Raw genomic sequence first — 15980 nt, 5'->3', positions numbered from 1 at the left:
ATTCCCGAGCCTCCCGCACCGTCGGCGGATATCTATGCAGAGGCAGACCCGATGTTCACGGCCGATCCCATAGATTCCGCGAATGCTGCGGATTTCGCGGATTCCGCGGAGGATATCCCGATCACGGCTTCCGTGCCCGTTGTGCCTGTAGTGCCCGTAATCGCGCCCGTGCAGGTGCCGCTGATCATGCGCTCCACCACGGTGTCCGATGTGGGCACCGTACGCTCCAACAACCAAGATTCCTCGTTCGCGGGCGAACATCTTGTGGCCATTTGCGACGGCATGGGCGGCCATGCGGGAGGCGATACGGCTTCCACGATCGCCGTGCGTTCGCTGGCACATATCGAAACCGATTCCGCACAAGGCGACATCGCCCAGGCCGCGCACATGATGGAAAATTCCGTGCTCGCCGCGCATGATGCGATTGTGGGCAAAGCCAAGCGCGAGCGCAAGCTTGCGGGCATGGGCACTACGATTACGGCCATTTCCCTGATCTCCAACTATTGGGTGTTGACGCATATTGGCGACTCGCGCGCCTATCTGTTGCGCGGCGGCCGTTTGGAACGTCTGACGAGCGACCACAGCTACGTGCAGCACTTGATCGACACGAAGCGCATCTCCGAAGCCGAGGCGCGCAACCATCCGCAGCGCAATGTGGTTATGCGCGTGCTGGGCGACTTCGACATCGACGCGCACCCGGACGTGGCCATTCGCCGCGCCCAGGCCGGCGACCGACTGTTGCTGTGCTCGGACGGCCTGTGTGGCGTGCTTGAATCGAGCACGATTGAAGAGGCGCTGCAGACGCTGCATGACGCGCAGGATTGCGCGCAAAAGCTCGTGGGCATGGCCCTGAAAGCCGGCAGCACGGACAATGTGACGGCCGTGATCGGCGACGCGTTCGCGCGCCCGCAAAACCCGTTGGAAGACCAGACGCCGCTGGTGGGCGGCGCCGCCAGCGCCAGCATGGCCGCCATTGCCGATATTGTCAACCGTCCTGTGGCGTCCGCTCCGGCGCTGATGTATGCGAAGAATTCGCCGGCGCAGCGTGCGGCCGAACTGGCCAAGCCCGCGCCCGTGGTTCCGACCGCGGCCCCCGCTCCCGTCCAGCCTCCGGAGCCGCCTGAGCAGACCGTGGTGCAGCCGTCCGAAGTGCGCGCCAAAGAGGACGAGATTCCCGACTTGGATACGGGAGAGATTCCCGTGGTCCAGAAAAGTGACGGCCGCTTTACGGCCGATCCGAACGATCCGGAAGTGGTGGACGCGATCCATCTTGAGCATGCGCAAGCGCGCAAAGCCGACCGTTCGCGCCGATTTCGCAACCGCGTGGTCGGCGGTGTTGTCGCTGCCATTGTATTGGCCGCCCTCTTCATAGGGGCCTGGGCCGCGTATGCGTGGAGCCAGACGCAATACTATTTGGGTTCCGAAAACAACACGGTCACGGTGTTCCAAGGCGTTCCGACGAACATTTTCGGTATCGAGCTGTTCCATGCCGTCAAGAAAACGGATATCAAGACCAGCGAACTGCCCGAGCAGTGGCAGGACCGCCTGCAGACGGCCATCACGTTCAATTCCTATGACGACGCGATGGACCACGTGCAATTGATCCGCCAGCAGTGGCAAGAACTGCAAGCGAAGAACGAGCAGGAAGCCCAAGCGAAGAAGGACGCCGCCAAAAAGGCCGCCCAAAACGCCCAGAAAGACGCGGACAAGAACGCCGACAAGTCCGCCAACAACGCGGATAACGGCAATGCCGGCGACAATGCCGACGATAACGCGAAGAGTGGTGCGAACTGATGGCACGCCAACTTCGATACTTAGGATTATTGCTGCTCGCCATAGCGACCGCGACGCTGGGATTCTTCCAGATGTTCGCGCGTACGGCGCAAGGCCCGGGCAGCACGATGCTCACGCTTATGGTGGCGCTCGCCGTGCTGTTCGTGGTCAGCTGGGGCCTGACGGTCAAATTCCAGCCTTACGCCAACCAGTCGCTGTTGGCCTGCATGTTCCTGCTTTCGGCCATCGGCATTCTTATGATTGCGCGCATCGACCGTGAAAACGACACGTCCGTGGCGCTGCGCCAGCTCATCTGGATACTGCTGGCGCTGGTCTGCTATGACTTGTTCATTGTGTTCATGCGCGATTACCGTGTGCTACGCCGCTTCTCGTATGTGAGCATGGTGATCGGTTTGGCGTTGCTGCTCTCGCCCATGATTCCGGGCCTTGGCCGTGAAATCGGCGGCGCCCGCATCTGGATCGGCATTGGTTCCTACCAGTTGCAGCCCGGCGAGTTCGCCAAACTGTTCCTCGCGTTCTTCTTCGCGTCCTACCTGTTCAACCACCGCGACCAGCTGGCCGTGGGCGGCAAGAAAGTGCTGGGATTGCAGTTGCCGCGCATGAAGGACCTGGGCCCGATTATTGTCGTCTGGCTCGCTTCGATGGGCGTGCTTATTTTGCAAAGCGATTTGGGCACCTCGCTGATGTTCTTTGCGATGTTCGTGGCGATGCTGTATGTGGCCACGGACCGTCCGAGCTGGATTGTGATCGGCTTTATCGCGTTCGCCGTGGGATGCGTGCTCGCGGCCAACCTGTTCGCCCATGTGGGCTACCGCGTCAGCGCATGGCTGCATCCGTTGGATCCCGCCGTATACAACAGGTATCCGGGCGGCTCGAGCCAGCTGGTGGCGGGCTTGTTTGGCCTGGCTGCGGGCGGCCTGTCCGGAACGGGTCTGGGCGACGGATATCCGGCTATCACGCCGCTGGCCAACTCCGATTTCATCTTCGCCTCCACGGGCGAGGAACTTGGTTTGGTGGGCGTGTTCGCCGTGCTCATGATGTATCTGCTTATCGTCGCCATGGGCCTGCTGATCGCCATGCGTTTGAAGGACGGTTTCGGCAAGCTGCTGGCCAGCGGACTCGCATTCACGATGGCGTTCCAGGTGTTCACCGTGGTGGGCGGCATCACGCTGGTCATTCCGCTTACGGGCCTGACGATGCCGTTTATGGCAGCCGGCGGTTCCAGCCTTGTGGCCAACTATATTCTTATGGCGTTGCTCGTGATCATGTCGAATTCCGCGAACAAGCCGGAAGCCGACATTTCCAGCGAAACGTTCCAAATGCAGGCGATCAACGCGATCAACGACCGCAAGCGCGAGAACGAGTCGCGCCATGCTTCCGCCTCTCACGAACGCAGTGACGAGCCGCCCATGCCGCGTACGTCGCAATTCCCGCAGGCAACGCCGAACAATGATGAAACGCAAGTCATCAAACAGGGAGGTGATCAGTCGTGAATCGAACGCTTCGTCAGCTGTTCACGGCCGTCATTGTGCTGTTTGTGATCCTTGGCATTTCCAGCTCGCTTATTATGGTCGTGCGCGCGCACTCGCTCGATATCGACTCGCGCAACGTTCGATCGTTATATAAACAGTACGATGCGCCGCGCGGTTCCATTTTGGCCGCGAACGGAACGGTGCTGGCAAAATCGGACCCGTCCGACGACTCGTTCGCGTACCAGCGATCGTATGCCAACGGACCGGAATACGCTCCGATCACAGGATATTTCTCGGTGACGCAACCCGCTGACCGCGGTATTGAGGCGAGCGAGAACGATTTGCTGACCGGAGAGTCGAGCGCCATGTTCTGGCAGCGTCTCAAGGCGCTGTTCACGGGACAGGTGAACCAGGGCGCGACTATTGAAACGTCGATCGACACGGACCTGCAGACAGTCGCCTACAATCTCATGACGCAACAGCAGGAGGACGGCGCTGCCGTGGCCATCGAGCCGAATACGGGCCGCATTCTCGCCATGGTGAGCACGCCGAGCTATGATCCGAACCAGCTGGCCAGCCATAATACGGGCGAGGCCTCGCAAGCTTACTCCACGCTGGTCAACCAGCAGGAGAACCCCATGCTCAACCGCGCCACGGACCAGCTGTATCCGCCAGGATCCACGTTCAAAACCGTCGTCATGGCCACAGCGTTGGAAAGCGGCAAATACCAGCTCGATACGCAGGTGGACGCGGGCGGCGCCTACACGCTGCCGAACACCGTGACGCAGCTGACGAACGCCACTCCCGCGGCCGACGGCGTCAACGGCAAGATTTCGCTGGAAGACGCGCTCGCATACTCGTCGAATACGGCGTTCGCACAGCTGGGCGTGGCGCTTGGCGACGGCAATATTGCCGACATGGCCAAGAAGCTGGGCTTTGACAAGCGCATCCGCATCGATCCGAACATGGTGGCCGGCTCTCCGATGGACGCCGTCGCCTCCACATTCCCCACGGATGTGACGCCTGACAAGCTTGCGCTGGATTCCATCGGTCAGGGCGACGTGACGGCCACGCCGCTGCAGATGGCCATGGTGGCTTCCGCAATCGCCAATGACGGCAAGCTTATGAACCCCACGCTCGTGGACCGCGTGCGTTACAGCGACTTGTCGGTTATGCCCGACACGAAGCCGACCGTGTACTCCCAGGCCTTTAGCGCGGATACCGCGAACAAGCTCACGCAGGCCATGGAAGCCGTGGTCACGAAGGAAAATCAGAATTTGGCAATCCCCGGCGTCAAGGTGGCGGTGAAAACCGGTACCGCGCAGATTGGAGAGAACAACAGCTCCATTGACGGCTGGGTTATTGGATTTGCTCCGGCAGACAATCCGAAGATTGCTGTGGCCGTAGTCGTGCACAATGTGGACCTCTACGGATCGTTTGCAGCAGGCCCAATCATGAAGGCCATGATTGAGGAAGCGTTGAAGGAACAATGAAACTTATAGAAGGACAGCTCATTCACCGACGATACCGCCTCGATTGCCGTTTGGCGCAAGGCGGCATGGGTGAAGTGTGGAAAGGGTACGACATTCAGCTCGGCCGCCCTGTGGCTATCAAGGCATTGCGTACAGACGCGGAAAACCAGGAGTCCAAATTGCGCAGGCTGCGTGCGGAAGCGCGAAATTCCGCCAATCTTGCGCACCCGAACATTGCGGCCCTGTTTGAGTATTACGAGCACGACGGCATCGGCTTCATCATCATGGAATATGTGCCGAGCAAGTCCCTCGCGGACATTTACCGCGAACTCGACGGTCCGATGGACGCGACCGAACTGCTGCCGATCCTCACGCAAACGGCGCGAGGACTGTTTGTCGCGCACTCGCATGGCGTGATCCACCGCGACGTGAAGCCGGCCAACATTATGGTTTCCGACAACGGCGAGGTCAAAATCACCGATTTCGGCGTCTCCTATTCCACGAACCAAGGCCAGATTACGCAAGAAGGCATGGTAGTGGGCACGGCCCAATATATTTCTCCGGAACAGGCGCAGGGACTGAAAGCCACCCCGCAATCGGACATCTACTCGCTCGGCGTCGTCGCCTACGAAGGACTGTGCGGACACCGGCCGTTCACGGGCGCGACTCCCGTCGATATCGCGGCCGCGCATGTCAACAATCCCGTTCCGCCGCTGCCGGCCAATATTGACGTGCAGCTGTCGCAATTCGTCATGTCGATGCTCTCGAAAGATCCGCAGGACCGACCGAAAGACGCGCTGGTAGTCGCCAAAATTTTGACGCGCATCGAGCGCCGTCTCCTCGATCAGCAGACTGAAGCGGCGGAAACTACAATAGTGACTCCGGGCCGGCGCGTACCGCGCCGCGTGGTGAGCACGCCGCATCACGATCCGCACACGCACCTTGTTATGGAATCCATGAGCAGCCACACTCCTTCCAAGCGCGATGACGAATTTGCGTTTGGGGGAACCGAAGGAGTATTGCAATGAGCAGTAGCAACATGCCCACGCAGTTAGACAACGGCCGCTACCAGCTTGGCCAGCTCATTGGCCGCGGCGGTATGGCGCAAGTTCATGTGGCGCTGGACACACGTCTGGGACGCACGGTCGCCATCAAGATCATGCGTACGGATTTTGCGAACGATGAGATCTTCCTCGCCCGGTTCCGCCGTGAAGCGCACGCTGTCGCCCAAATGAACAACCCGAACATCGTGAACATCTACGATTCGGGCGAAGAATCGATTCTTCTGGAAAACGGCCAGACCGAACGCGTGCCGTATTTGGTCATGGAATATGTCAAGGGCCAGACGCTGCGCGACATTATCAAGGCGAACGGTCCGCTCAACCAGCGCGACGCCGAATATGTGATGATCGGCGTGCTCTCGGCGCTCGAATATTCGCACCGCATGGGCATTATCCACCGCGACATCAAGCCCGGCAACATCATGATTTCCGAGCAGGGCGTCGTCAAGGTCATGGACTTCGGCATCGCCCGCGCGCTGGACGACTCGGCCACCACAATGACGCAGTCGCAAGGCGTGGTGGGCACCGCGCAGTACCTGTCCCCGGAACAGGCGCGCGGCGAAAGCGTGGACATGCGTTCCGACATCTACTCGGCCGGCTGCGTGCTCTACGAAATGCTTACGGGACGGCCGCCGTTTACGGGCGACTCCGCTGTAGCCATCGCATACCAGCACGTGTCTGAAGTGGCTCCCAAGCCAAGCTCGCTGGTTCCGGGACTGTCTCCCATGTGGGATTCGATCTGCGGCAAGGCCATGGCCAAGGACCGCCAGAACCGCTATGCCACGGCCGCGGAGTTTAAGCAGGACATTCTCACCTACATGAACGGCGGCATGCCTGTGGCGGCGGCGTTCAACCCGCTTTCGGACCTGACGCAGAACAAGAACAAGCGCGACGCTGAGAACGCCAAGAATACCGTGGCCTATACGTCGCCAGTCACGAACCCCGGGCCGCCCACACAGACGTTCAATCCGGCCACGGGCCAGTTTGAGGCCATCGATCCGGCCAACACGCAGTCGCGCTCGCAGCAGCGTGCGGCTGTGGTCAAGAAGCGCCGCAAGAAGCATGTGATTGTGGCATGCATCATTATTGGCGTGCTGCTTGTTGCCGGCCTCGTGGGCGGCTTCGTATGGGCGCAGAACAACCGCGTGACGATGGTGACGGTGCCGACCTTCAACGAGTCCACCACGCAGGCGCGTGCCAAGCAGAAGCTTGAATCGGTAGGCCTGGTGCTTGAGGCGAAGACGGACACGAATTCCACGCTGCCCGAGGGCACGTTCACGAAGCAAAGCCCGAAGGGCGGCAGCTCCGTGGAGGAAGGCTCCAAGGTGACCGTGTGGTTCTCCGCCGGTCCCAAGTCCATCAAGGTTCCGGACGTGACGGGCTACTCGCAGTCTGAAGCTCGCGAAACGTTGACGCAGGCCGGTTTTGAGGTCAATGACACCGTGCAGACCGAGGATTCGTCCACGATTCCGAAGGACAGCGTTACGCGCACGGATCCGGCCGCGAACTCCATGGCCAACAAGGGTTCCACGATCCAGCTCTACGTGTCCAGTGGCATGACGAAGATTCCGGCAGGCATTGTGGGCGCAAGCAAGACGGACGCCGTGGCCAAGCTGCAGGAGTCGGGCATCGCCATCACGATCGAATCGGAATACTCGGACACGGTTCCGGAAGGCACCGTCATCCGCGTCTCGCCCGACAGCGGTACGTCGGTGGGACAGATGTCGAGTGCGACGATCTGGGTTTCCAACGGACCTGAACCGGTGACCGTGCCGAGCGTCATCGGCATGGATACGGCGTCCGCCAAGAGCCAGCTGGAAAGCGCCGGTTTCAAGGTCGTCGTCAACGGTTCGTCCGATTCGGGCGCACGGGTGACGGCCATGACGCCCGGTGCCGGCGAGTCGGTCAAGAAGGGCGATACAATCACGCTGACCAGCGAGAAACCGTCTTCGTCGTCTCCTTCGCCGTCTTCGTCGTCAAGTGAGAGCGACAAGAACGGAGACAACGGTTCGTCGAACTCCTCTTCGCACGCCGATCAGCAGAACCGGCCGTAGCGCGGTAATGCGCACAGTGCGGTAACGGCGCTCCGATAAAGCGGCGGTCAGGCAGATAGCGATCTGCTTGACCGCCGTTTTGTTGCGTGAAAATACGCGGGTTCCTCATTAGGTGCGTAAAAATACGCAACTTACTAAGAAACCGCGTATTTTTACGCGCTTAATTGCCGACCGTATAGCCCGACATGGCGCGCAAGAAATCGATATGGCTGGCAGCCCACGGGAAGCCCCATTCGAACAGCGCCACCACCGCAATGAGCGCCAATATCAGTACCAGAATCCACTGCACAACCGCGGGACCAGGCTGCAGGCGCACGATCCAACCGTAGAAACCGGCCGGAGCGCGCGTAACAGTCCTGTCGCTGGCCCTGCGAGCGTCGGACGCTGTACGCCGCTTCCAGCGCGGCCAACGGAATATGAGCGCGCCCAGCACGAACAGCACAATATATGCCACCACTAGCCACAGGAAAACGGTGGCGAGCGATCCGATTTTCACGAGCCATGTGGGCATGCCGTCGAAGTCGCGCATGTCGAATTGCGTGACGCCGTGAGCATTGTCGCTGGCCAGTTCTTTGGGTACGCCGTCGGCGGTTTTGGCCCAGTATTCGAATTCGCCGTATGCGATCCAGCGGTGCGTGGGCGTGGAATATTTGGGTTCGCAAGTCGTAAGCGTGATCATGCGCTTCGTGGGCGCGGCCGTGGGGTCTTCGGGGTTCGGCACGATGGCCGACGTATCGTCCGGAGTCACGATTTTGTAGTTCGTGTAGCGGTACACGTACCAATAATCCTGCGTGCGCACGATAATCGCGTCGCCTTCGCGCAGCTGGTCAATGTCGCCGAGCGGCTGCCCATATCCGTTGCGATGTCCGGCGATCGCCACGTTGCCCACGGCGCCCGGCATTTGTGTGATGGGGTAGTGGCCAAGTCCGGCCGTATTGAGTTGCGCCAGTTCCACGCCTTGTACGAGATTGCGGTTCCACTGCTGCCCGAAGCGCGGAATGTAGACCATGCCCATAAGTTCGCCCGTTTGCGCCGATTGCGGCTGTACGGGGACTTCGCTGTCCGCGGGCTGCGGGGATGCTATTCGTACCGTGCCGTCCGTAGATCCGCTGTCGAGCGTGCTATGTGCCCACGGCACGCTCTGGCGCGTCTCATACTGGTCGTGTGCGGCATTGACTCCCGTCCACCACTGCATCCAGGCGATATACAGTCCGCAAACGGCGGCCAGCGTAAGCAACAGTTGCGCCAGTACTGTTACGACTACGATCGCCGCGTGCCCCTGTTGGCGGCCTGACAATTGCCCGTGTGTTCCTGTTGTCATTGCTTCTTCTCTTCCGAATCGGACGTCGGCAATACCGTCGCGTACTTGAGCGGGTGCAGGGTTACCGAGGTCGCGTCAAAATGCAAGTATTCCGGCTTCACTTCGTACCCCAGTCCGTACGCGCTCACGTACTGCTTGTAAATCGTGACGGCCTGCGAGTCGTCGAGCGCCTTTTTCATATCCGATACGGGTCCGATTGCGGAAATGGTGAATGGCGGCGAATATTTCTTGCCCTGCAACATGAGTACCGTTCCCGAACAGATCACGGCCGAGGTGGCGAGCACGCGCTGGTCCATGATTTGCATGGATTCCGCGCCTCCCGCCCACAGGGCGTTCACAATGGCCTCCACATCCTGCTGGTGGACCACATAGTTGTCAATATTGGCCGTGGTTCCCGAGGAATTCACATGGTTTTCCCATAGCGGGGAATCGTTGAGCGTCACAACAAGTCCGTTGCCTTCCACAGCGGGCAGAATCGTGCTCGATCCCGAGTCTTCCGATGTGGTGGGCGCCACATGTTCGGCATTGCGTACGCTGAGTTCGTCGACTTGCTTGCTTAATGAGTCCACTTGCTTTTGCAAAGTGTTGACTTGCGAGACTTTCTGTTCAATGAGTTCGGCGGTGTCGTTGGAAACGGTGGTCGACTTGTTCACACGGATATTCGTGGAAAATAAGAATCCGACCAAGGCCACGACTATCAGCACGCAAATGCTGCCGGCCAATGATTTGCGCTGCCGATGCCTTGCCATGCCTCTTGCCTTCCGTAAGTCCGCCGTCTCTTCATGTTGCCTGAACGACTATGAAAATTGTAAGGATTTCGCCGCAATTATTCCCAGAGTCACCGGATTCATGGAGAGTCGCTAATATAGCCTTTAGCCTATCAAAGGAGACTACACAATGGCAGACGAAAAGCTGGACCCGAAGTCCGCCGACGCCGCAACCGAGCAAGAAGCAATTGTGAGCGAAGTCGTAGTGGACGAAGCCCCCGCCCCGGATCCGAAGCACGCGCTGGACCAGGACGTTATCAAGGAATCCGACGACGTCGCCGGCGACGTTGACAACGATACGGATATCCCGATGAACAAGCTGGAAGCCGTATTGAACTCCACGGCCAACAAAAGCGACATGACGCCGCAGATGCGCCGCATGATGCAGCGCCAGCAAGACAACACGCGCCGTGTGGAAGAGACGATCAAGGGCACGAAGGCGAATCCGGGTTGGTTCGTGCCGCTGTTCTGCACACTCATGATCATCGGCCTGATTTGGGCCGTCGTGTTCTACCTGACCTACACATACCCGATTCCGGGCATCGGCCAGTGGAATTTGGCCATCGCGTTCGCGTTCATTTTGGTCGGATTCATTATGACTATGTGGTGGCGTTAAGCGGCGTCACGCCTCCTGCGTCGCTTTGGCGCACACCAGCAGCAGATGCTGGCCGTGCGCCGTGGTTCCGAATACATAGGTGTCGGAACCGTCCTTGAGCTTGAGTTTTTTGGCGAGTTGAACGGCCGTGAGCGGGAAATTGCGCACGGCCACGTTCGCATGCGTGATGCCCGCAAATTGCGATCGGATACTCTTTTTATTCATCGTTCCGACTGATTCAATACGGAACGTACGCCCCGGAAAATCGGCAATATGGCGGTCGCTTACCAATATATGGCTGTTCGTGTCGATTTGGCGGGCGCCATAGCGCTGTTCCAGCAGTTCGTAACAGCCGGCTTTCATCAATGACACGTTCGGTTCATATAAATATTTCCATTGGTCTTGCTGTAATTGTTCGACAATTTCCGGCGATTGATCGGGAATAATTGATCCTGAATTGTCCGCAAAAAATTCAAATTGATCATCATTATTAATGCAAATGACTTCAATTCGATCATGGGACTCGCGCGTCAATCCCACCACCAGTTCCTTGCACTCGTTGCCGACCGAAATAATCGAAACAAGCGCCACATGCGGCGCGAAATCGCGGACCGTCTTGCGCCAGTCGAGCATGGGGGAGAGCTTGATAAGCGTTACAGGCGACTTTTCGAGGAATGTTGGCCACAATTCGAGCACGTTCGGCGTGCAGTCCTCGATGGCGAACGTGCGGGCGCCCGCGGCGTCGCGGCGGGCCGGATCAATATAAATAAGATCCACGGGATCCATAGTGCGCACGTATTCGGTGGAGTCCTCATGTACGATGTGCGCTTGCGCCAAGCCGAGCTCGCGCATGTTGTGTTCGGTGATTGTGCACAGCTGTTCCTGGCGTTCCACATAGGTGGCTGAAGCAAAAAGGCGCGCAAGATACGAGAAATCCACACCGAAACCGCCTGTAAGGTCCACCATGGCGTTCGCAGGCGTATCGGTCTGGGCGAGCAGACGCTGTGCAAGTTGCACTTTGTGCAGCGCCGTGGCCTCGGAAGAGCATTGTTCCATGGCCAAATGCGGCGGATAGATCATATTGGGGATTGCGGCCCACTGCGGAAGCTTGTGGCGCGCAATCTCGCGGCCGCGAATCTGGTCGAGTGCGAAGGGCAGGTCCAGCTCGCTGTCGCGTTTGGCCTGAAGGGCGAGTTTCTGTACGTTTTCACCTTCGTGGTCGGCGATAAATTGCCAGGTTTGGGCAGTGATATGCACAGTTATCCACTTTCTATGACAAGTTTTCCACACGCAGTCGGAGAAATGGTGATTTTTGTGAAAGCCCTGTGGATAAGTTATCCACAGCCCACTATGTGGACACCATATCTAGCTTTTATTAAACGTTTTAGCACTAAGTATAGGGTGTGCTCTCAAGGGGTCAAAAGTTATGCACACTGAGTTTTCCACATGCTTCTTACTTGAAAATGCAGTAATTTAGCAGGTTTGTGGATAAGGGTGTGGAAAACTCAAGCCGTATACACACGATATGCGCAAGTTTTCCACACCGTTTTCCACACGTGTGGAAAACTCGGGTTAATAACTGAATCCGATGAGCATCGTCAGCGGGTTATACATGTTGCACGCGAACACGATAAGCGCCAGAATCACGAGAATCGCGCCGCCATAAATCGCAGTACGGGCCACAACGGGTTTGAAGCGCAGCGCACGCAGGCCCACCATCACGAGCAGCGTGAGCAGACCGCCGATCAGGAAGCCGGCCAGATGCGCCTGCCAAGCGATGTTCGGCACCACAATCGGCATGAGGAAGTTGACGCCCATCCACACGAGCATCGAACGGATATCCTCGCCCACACGCCTATAGACCACGAGCATGGCTGCGAACAGGCCAAAAATAGCCCCTGAGGCGCCATACGCGCTGTTGTACCACTGTTCCCCGGAACCCATAAGACTGCCGCAGCTGGCGGCCACAATCATGCCCACATTGCCGGCCACGCCCGAGAGCAAGTACAGGATCAGATACGACCAATGTCCCATAAGCCGCTCCACGAACGGCCCCACGCACCACAGCGTCAGCATGTTGAACAGGATGTGCCACAGCGAATTGGGCTGATGCAGGAACATCGACGTGATGAACGTCCACGGATGCATGAGCGCCGTAACGGGCTGGAACATGCCGAATGAAATCATCGCCACGAACGCCGGCGTGGAAATGTAACGCAACACCGCTTCCACGATCCAAATGGCAATACACAGCACCATGATGATTGCCGTAATAATCGGATCGCCGTTACGCCAGCGGTACACGAGCGAACGTTTCGAGAAAACCTGCCGCAGGCTTGGGGAGTCTGGAAACAACGAGAATCTATCCATATGGCCACCCTAGCGCGAGCTCACTGCAAACTAGGCAAAACAAGTTCGCCGGTAAACGGAAAAGTGGCGTAAAGTCAAGCAAAACTAGCGCGACGACCTCACTTGCCGTAAGCTCAATTGCATAGCCAATTTTGGGTTTGGCTTTATTATGATTAGCAGTGTGGTTGGCGCATAGCTGGCCTGTTTGCAAACATGGAAAGGAGCCGTCATGGACAACAAGTCTTCTAACGGTTGGAAGTTCTTCGCGCTGCTCTTCGGCGCGCTGCTCGCAGGCGTGGTAGGTCTGTACATCTACAAGCAGCAGAACCCGGATTACGATCCGTGGGAGGGGCCTTGGGAGAACAGCTCGTCCCCTGTCGAACTGAGCTTGGCCAAGGACAAGACCGAGGACGACGAGGATGACGTCAAGGAAGACGACGCCAAGGCTACGGCACCGGAAGCCGCCTGAGTTTTTCTCAATTCGTTATCGATGACGAAAAGGGGTCGCACCCATTGGGTGCGGCCCCTTTTGTTAAGCCGTTAGACCGGATCAGGCCATCGGGCCCGTCTTCCAGATGCGCTCGAGGTAGTCCTCGATGGAGCGGTCGGAGCTGAAGTAGCCGGAGTTGGCCACGTTGAGCAGCGCCTTGCGGTTCCACTCGAGCTGATCGCCGTACAGCGTCTCGATCTGGGACTGGACGTCGTGGTAGGCCGTAAAGTCGGCCAGCGTCATGAACCAGTCCTTGTTGAGCCAGTCGTGCACGAGCGGCTCGTAGGTGTCTTCGTCGCCGTTCGAGAAGACGCCCGAGGCCACCATGTCGATGGCGCCCTTGAGGCGCGGATCGGACTCGTAGTACTTGCGCGGATCGTAGCCGTTGGCGTACATGGCTTCCACTTCATCCACGGTCATGCCGAACAGGAAGAAGTTGTCGGCGCCGACGCGAGCGCGGATTTCCACGTTTGCGCCGTCAAGCGTGCCGACGGTCAGCGCGCCGTTGAGCGCGAACTTCATGTTCGAGGTGCCCGAAGCTTCCTTGCCGGCCTGCGAAATCTGCTCGTCAAGTTCGGTGGCGGGGATCAGGTGCTGGGCCACGCGGATGTTGTAGTTCGGCACGAACACCACGTTGAGCTTGCCCTTGATGTCCGGATCGTTGTTGACGACCTTGGCCACGTTGTTGATCAGCTGGATCGTCATCTTGGCCAGGTAGTAGCCCGGAGCGGCCTTGGCACCGAAGATCACGGTGCGCGGCGTCACCTTGTCAATGTCGAGCTTGCCGGCCTTGACGTCGGCGTAGTCGGCGATGAGCTCGAGGATCTTGAGCGACTGGCGCTTGTATTCGTGCAGACGCTTGATCATCGTGTTGTACATCGTGTTCGGGTCCACGTCGATGTTGAAGTTGCGCTTCGCGAAGTTCGAGAAGCCGATCTTGTTGTCCATCTTGACCTGGGCGAACTTCTTGACGAACTCGTCGTCCTGGGCCAGCGGCACGAGGCCTTCGAGCATGTCGAGGTCTTCCAGCCACTTGTCGGTGCCCAGACCCTCGGTGATGAGGTTGGACAGGCGCGGGTTGGCGAGCTTGATGAAGCGGCGGGGCGTCACGCCGTTCGTCACGTTTGTGAACTTCTTGTCGTACAGGTCGGAGAAGTCGCGCAGCGTCACGTCCTTAAGCAGCTGGGAGTGCAGCTCGGCCACGCCATTGACGTGGGAGCCCGCGTAGGTGGCCAGGTAGGCCATGCGGACAGCCGGCTCCTTGCCGTCGGTCACAATGCGCATGCGCTCGATCTTCTCGGCGTCGTCGGTCAGGCCGGTGAGCTCGGCCATGAACTGCTCATTGATCTTCTTGATGATCTCGAGGTGGCGCGGCAGCAGCTTGCCGATAAGCTTGGCGGACCACACTTCCAGAGCTTCCGGAAGCAGCGTGTGGCACGTGTAGTTGAACGTCTTGTTCGTAATCGTCCAAGCCGTATCCCAGTCGTAGCCGTATTCGTCAATCAGTACGCGCATGAGTTCCGGAATGCCGATAACCGGGTGCGTATCGTTGAGCTGGAACGTGATCTTGTCCGGGAACGTGGTCAGATCCGGCTTGTCCTGGCCCGGGTAGAATACGCGGATCGCGTCGTGGATGGACGCGCAGGTGAAGAAGTACTGCTGCTCAAGGCGCAGTTCCTTGCCAACCTCCGTGGAATCTTCCGGGTAGAGGATCTTGGAGATGTTCTCGGCCTTGACCTGCGGCTCAACGGCCTTCATGTACTCGGACTTGTTGAAGGCGAGCAAATCGAACTCGTCGTAGCTCTTGGCCTGCCACAGGCGCAGCGTGTTCACGCGGCCCGAAGCGTAGCCCGGCACCATGTAGTCGACGGGCACGGCGCGCACGGCCCAAGCCGGCTTCCACACGCGCTTGCCATTTTCTTCCACGACTTCGCCGCCGAAGTTGACGCGCTGGGAACGGCCGTAATCGATGTGGCCCCACGGGTCTTCGTTGCTCAGCCAGTAGTCGGGACGTTCAACCTGCTTGCCGTCCTCGTCGAATTCCTGGCGGAAGATGCCGTACTTGTACTGGATGCCGTAGCCGAAGGCCGGTACGCCCAGCGAAGCCAGCGAATCGATGAAGCAGGCGGCCAGACGGCCCAAGCCGCCGTTGCCAAGGCCCGGTTCATATTCGGCGTCCACAACGTCCTGAACGTCAAAGCCGAGGGATTCCACGGCTTCGTCGAATTGCTCTGTCAGGCCCGCGTTGAGCAAAGCATTGCGCAGCTGCTTGCCCATGAGGAACTCTGCGGAAAGGTATCCAACGGCCTTCGTGTTGCCGTTGATCATGTCTTGTTGGGTGGTCATCCACGAATCCATGAGATGACGGCGTACCGCGGTGGCGGCTGCTACATATACATCGGCAGCGGTTGCCTGCTCTACCGTGACGCCTTGCGTGTATTTGAGTTGTTCGCGAAGCTCATCTGCGAACTCGCTCGAAGTGATCGAAGACTTCGGTGCGGTTAATTCAGTCATAACCTAACTCCCTTTGGAACAGTTAGTTGCGTTTGAACGATCACGCAAAAGAAAGCCTCTTTGCATTCTGCAAACGCTGCACATCGTTTGC

At 58.6% G+C, this 15980-nt stretch carries 12 protein-coding genes; 7 read left to right on the top strand and 5 right to left on the bottom strand.

Translation table 11 applies throughout. The features are described 5' to 3' along the window. Positions 1-186: 186 nt before the first annotated feature. Genes BMAGN_RS03740 through pknB form a run of 5 tightly spaced genes read left to right on the top strand, consistent with a single transcriptional unit; the run spans position 187 to position 7853 of the window. Entirely contained in the window at positions 187-1794 is a 1608-nt protein-coding gene (locus BMAGN_RS03740) for a PP2C family protein-serine/threonine phosphatase (RefSeq protein ID WP_033510702.1), read from the top strand. Then, positions 1794-3287, top strand: coding sequence for an FtsW/RodA/SpoVE family cell cycle protein (locus BMAGN_RS03735; RefSeq protein WP_022860207.1), 1494 nt, complete (start codon positions 1794-1796; stop codon positions 3285-3287). Before BMAGN_RS03740 ends, BMAGN_RS03735 begins: the two co-directional genes overlap by 1 nt. Next, positions 3284-4759 carry a peptidoglycan D,D-transpeptidase FtsI family protein gene (locus BMAGN_RS03730; protein ID WP_022860206.1) on the top strand — a complete coding sequence of 492 codons (1476 nt, stop codon included), beginning with the start codon at positions 3284-3286 and terminating at the stop codon, positions 4757-4759. The genes BMAGN_RS03735 and BMAGN_RS03730 overlap by 4 nt, the downstream gene beginning before the upstream one ends. After that, complete coding sequence (locus BMAGN_RS03725; protein WP_022860205.1) at positions 4756-5766, top strand: serine/threonine-protein kinase; 1011 nt, start codon at positions 4756-4758, stop codon at positions 5764-5766. Before BMAGN_RS03730 ends, BMAGN_RS03725 begins: the two co-directional genes overlap by 4 nt. Continuing rightward, positions 5763-7853 carry a Stk1 family PASTA domain-containing Ser/Thr kinase gene (gene pknB / locus BMAGN_RS03720; protein ID WP_022860204.1) on the top strand — a complete coding sequence of 697 codons (2091 nt, stop codon included), beginning with the start codon at positions 5763-5765 and terminating at the stop codon, positions 7851-7853. The genes BMAGN_RS03725 and pknB overlap by 4 nt, the downstream gene beginning before the upstream one ends. Before the next feature lie 160 nt (positions 7854-8013). On the opposite strand, the gene BMAGN_RS03715 is transcribed toward pknB, so the two are convergent. Beyond that, positions 8014-9174, bottom strand: coding sequence for a class E sortase (locus tag BMAGN_RS03715; RefSeq protein ID WP_051126659.1), 1161 nt, complete (start codon positions 9172-9174; stop codon positions 8014-8016). After that, a complete protein-coding gene (locus tag BMAGN_RS03710; RefSeq protein WP_026502109.1) occupies positions 9171-9923 on the bottom strand; it encodes a DUF881 domain-containing protein in 753 nt (250 codons plus the stop codon). Before BMAGN_RS03710 ends, BMAGN_RS03715 begins: the two co-directional genes overlap by 4 nt. 148 nt (positions 9924-10071) lie before the next feature. Between BMAGN_RS03710 and crgA the strand changes: the two genes are divergently transcribed. Further along, positions 10072-10557, top strand: a complete 486-nt coding sequence (gene crgA, locus BMAGN_RS03705) for a cell division protein CrgA (RefSeq protein WP_081640921.1) — start codon at positions 10072-10074, stop codon at positions 10555-10557. A gap of 6 nt (positions 10558-10563) precedes the next feature. Here crgA and BMAGN_RS03700 read toward each other — a convergent pair whose 3' ends face one another. Beyond that, positions 10564-11793 carry a THUMP-like domain-containing protein gene (locus BMAGN_RS03700; protein WP_022860201.1) on the bottom strand — a complete coding sequence of 410 codons (1230 nt, stop codon included), beginning with the start codon at positions 11791-11793 and terminating at the stop codon, positions 10564-10566. A 315-nt stretch (positions 11794-12108) separates the two neighbouring features. Next, the gene (locus BMAGN_RS03695) at positions 12109-12906 is read right to left on the bottom strand and encodes a rhomboid family intramembrane serine protease (RefSeq protein WP_033510696.1); all 798 of its coding nucleotides are present in this window, start codon (positions 12904-12906) and stop codon (positions 12109-12111) included. A 208-nt stretch (positions 12907-13114) separates the two neighbouring features. On the opposite strand from BMAGN_RS03695, the gene BMAGN_RS03690 reads away from it, so the two are divergent. Further along, positions 13115-13354, top strand: coding sequence for a hypothetical protein (locus tag BMAGN_RS03690; RefSeq protein ID WP_026502107.1), 240 nt, complete (start codon positions 13115-13117; stop codon positions 13352-13354). A gap of 81 nt (positions 13355-13435) precedes the next feature. Here the strand turns inward: BMAGN_RS03690 and BMAGN_RS03685 are convergent, their stop codons facing one another. After that, a complete protein-coding gene (locus BMAGN_RS03685) occupies positions 13436-15889 on the bottom strand; it encodes a glycogen/starch/alpha-glucan phosphorylase (RefSeq protein WP_022860199.1) in 2454 nt (817 codons plus the stop codon). Between the last annotated feature and the right edge of the window lie 91 nt (positions 15890-15980).

It is taken from the genome of Bifidobacterium magnum (assembly GCF_000741255.1).
Taxonomy (GTDB): Bacteria; Actinomycetota; Actinomycetes; order Actinomycetales; family Bifidobacteriaceae; genus Bifidobacterium; species Bifidobacterium magnum.
This window is presented reverse-complemented; position numbering and strand designations above follow the sequence as displayed.

Excerpts from the sequence above, each read along its gene's own strand:
- BMAGN_RS03740 (WP_033510702.1), top strand. The coding sequence starts at position 187 with ATGCGCTCCACCACGGTGTCCGATGTGGGCACCGTACGCTCCAACAAC.
- BMAGN_RS03735 (WP_022860207.1), top strand. The coding sequence starts at position 1,794 with ATGGCACGCCAACTTCGATACTTAGGATTATTGCTGCTCGCCATAGCG.
- BMAGN_RS03725 (WP_022860205.1), top strand. The coding sequence starts at position 4,756 with ATGAAACTTATAGAAGGACAGCTCATTCACCGACGATACCGCCTCGAT.
- pknB (WP_022860204.1), top strand. The coding sequence starts at position 5,763 with ATGAGCAGTAGCAACATGCCCACGCAGTTAGACAACGGCCGCTACCAG.
- BMAGN_RS03715 (WP_051126659.1), bottom strand. The coding sequence starts at position 9,174 with ATGACAACAGGAACACACGGGCAATTGTCAGGCCGCCAACAGGGGCAC.
- BMAGN_RS03710 (WP_026502109.1), bottom strand. The coding sequence starts at position 9,923 with ATGGCAAGGCATCGGCAGCGCAAATCATTGGCCGGCAGCATTTGCGTG.
- crgA (WP_081640921.1), top strand. The coding sequence starts at position 10,072 with ATGGCAGACGAAAAGCTGGACCCGAAGTCCGCCGACGCCGCAACCGAG.
- BMAGN_RS03695 (WP_033510696.1), bottom strand. The coding sequence starts at position 12,906 with ATGGATAGATTCTCGTTGTTTCCAGACTCCCCAAGCCTGCGGCAGGTT.
- BMAGN_RS03690 (WP_026502107.1), top strand. The coding sequence starts at position 13,115 with ATGGACAACAAGTCTTCTAACGGTTGGAAGTTCTTCGCGCTGCTCTTC.
- BMAGN_RS03685 (WP_022860199.1), bottom strand. The coding sequence starts at position 15,889 with ATGACTGAATTAACCGCACCGAAGTCTTCGATCACTTCGAGCGAGTTC.